The organism is Rhizobium hidalgonense (genome assembly GCF_002914525.1).
Taxonomy (GTDB): domain Bacteria; phylum Pseudomonadota; class Alphaproteobacteria; order Rhizobiales; family Rhizobiaceae; genus Rhizobium; species Rhizobium hidalgonense.
The window spans coordinates 1-2,269 of sequence record NZ_LODW01000005.1 but is presented as its reverse complement, the minus strand read 5'-3'; the positions used below and the strand labels follow the sequence as shown (position 1 = coordinate 2,269).

Sequence of the window (2,269 nt, the reverse complement as noted above, 5' to 3'; positions counted from 1 at the left end):
TGTCAATGCCGCGTAATTTTCCCCAGAAGTGCCGAAGTAAAATTCCCCACTTATGCCGACGTGGATGCCAGGGAGAATTGAGGATTTTTCGGCGGCCGCCCGCGCGGCTTTTGAGGTGGGGCGAATGCCGGTGGTGCGATGAGGGCTTTGGAGCGAACATGCTCCGGCATCAGTTCGGCATGCTGGCGCAATCGGTAACTCGATCCTTCGATCTGAACGACGACGGCATGATGCAACAGTCTGTCGAGCAGCGCCGTTGCGACAACTGGATCGCCGAAGACATCGCCCCATTCAGCGAAGCCGCGGTTTGATGTCAGGATCATCGCACCTCGCTCATATCGGGCGTTCACGAGTTGGAAGAATAGATTGCCGCCGCCCTGGACGACGGGCAGGTAGCCGATCTCATCGACGATCAGCAGGCTTGGCCTGCAGAAGAAGCGAATGCGCTCCTGAAGCCGACCCTCCCGTTCGGAACGGGCCAGCGAACCGATGAGGTCGGCAAGGTTCGTGAAGTAGACGCTCTTTCCAGCTTTGACGGCTTCGACGCCGAGCGCCGTGGCAAGATGACTCTTACCGGTTCCAGGTGGGCCGAGGAAATGCACGGCCTCGTGTCGATCGACGAAGCCAAGCTGGGCCAGGGTGAAGATGCGATCTCGGTCGAGGGAAGGTTGGAAGGTGAAGTCGAAACCGGCAAGGGTTTTGATCGTCGCTAACCTGCCCATTCTTAAAGCGGTCTTGATGCGGCTGTTCTCGCGCAGGGTCAGTTCCTCGGACAGCAGGATATCGATAGCCTCGAGGGCAGATAGCTCACCGTGCTCGAGGCGGCGCACGACATGGTCGAGTGCTTCCAGTGCGCGCGGCATCTTCAGACCGACGAGATCATGGCGAATACGGTCGATCATGGATGGAATGGCATCGAGGGTCGCGCTCATGGGCGGCTCTCCCGTGCCAGGACTTTGCCGACGGCGTCATAGAAGGCGAGCGACCGCTGCAGCACGGTGTCGCCGGCAGGCTTGACGACAAGGGATTCGTCTCGTGTCCTTGGCCTATGTTGCGGCGTCATCGATCGTCGATGATCGGGATGGACTCGGCGCTGTTTGCGGCCCTCCAGCACAGGATGAGTGGCGATCAGTGTGCCGTTCTCGAAGATGCGGACTTCGTCGGCGAGAGAGTGGACCTCAACCATGCGACTGCGTGTGGCATCCGGAACGCTGTAGGTATTGCCGCCGACGCTGACCATGCCTTCCCGCGATACGCGGCGCTCCAGCTTCAGAACGGATTTGAACGGTGCCAGAGGTAGCGGCCGCAGATACGGCCGCTCCTCGGCGAAGGCCTCGTTGACGACACGCTGGGTCGTCGCGTGCTTCCTTGGATTGGCGACGGTGTCGAGCCAGTGCCGGAGCTGGGCGTTCATGTCGTCGAGATTGCGGAACGAACGAGCGAGGAAGAAGTCTTCGCGGATATACCGAAACGGCCGCTCGACCTTGCCTTTTGTCTTGGCTCGGTAGGCCTTGCACGCCTTAGGATGAAATCCATAATGGCGGGCCAGGTCGATGAGAGCACGGTTGTAGATGATGCCCTCCGTCTGACCTTCGCCGATAACGGCAGTCTTCATCCGGTCGTAGAGCACCTCCCGCGGCGCACCACCAATCGCCTCGAAAGCGGCGATGTGGCAACGTAGGACGGTCGGCAGATTCTGATGCATGACGAAGCGTGCCCAGATGAGGCGGCTGTGACCCAACACCATCGAGAACAACCAAACGATCCTTGCGTCATTGGCTCGTCAGTGAAAACGACGTGGAACTGGGCGAAATCGACTTGGGCCTGTTCGCCTGGCGGCGTCTCGAAGCGAACCTCGAAACCTGGATTTGCCGGAGGTCGCACGTCACGAAGAAAATACGTGACGGCGGTGTAACCGCCGGCATAACCTCGATCCCGGAGTTCTCGGAGCAACCGACTACCAGTGAGGCCGGGATAGGTCTTCACCCGCTCCCGCAGGTATGAAGCAAACGGATCGATAACCGTCGCGCGAGGCTTTCTCGGTCCATAAGCGGGACCTCAAGGCCCCGCTCTATGTATTTGCGCACCGTCTTGCGATCGATGCCGGTTTCTCTGGAAATAGCTGACACTGTCAGGCCCTGCTGATGCAGATCCAAGATCATGATCGTCTCCCTCAGCTTGATCACCAATATCCCCCTTCCGACCATCGGAAGGAGTATCGGCGATGACGCGCCGCTGGTCTTCCGGGGCGCGCCCCGGAAGACCAGCG

1 protein-coding gene and 1 pseudogene are annotated in these 2,269 nt (G+C 59.8%); both read right to left on the bottom strand.

Features of this window, described 5'->3' with window-relative positions; translation table 11 throughout:
* Positions 1–50 precede the first annotated feature (50 nt).
* Positions 51–932, bottom strand: a complete 882-nt coding sequence (istB, locus tag ATY29_RS00065; RefSeq protein WP_003563080.1) for an IS21-like element ISRel3 family helper ATPase IstB — start codon at positions 930–932, stop codon at positions 51–53.
* Positions 929–2,186, bottom strand: a pseudogene (gene istA, locus ATY29_RS00060) (IS21 family transposase). Before istA ends, istB begins: the two are co-directional and overlap by 4 nt.
* Between the last annotated feature and the right edge of the window lie 83 nt (positions 2,187–2,269).

Coding starts and splice junctions, on each gene's coding strand:
- istB (WP_003563080.1), bottom strand. CDS start 932: ATGAGCGCGACCCTCGATGCCATTCCATCCATGATCGACCGTATTCGC.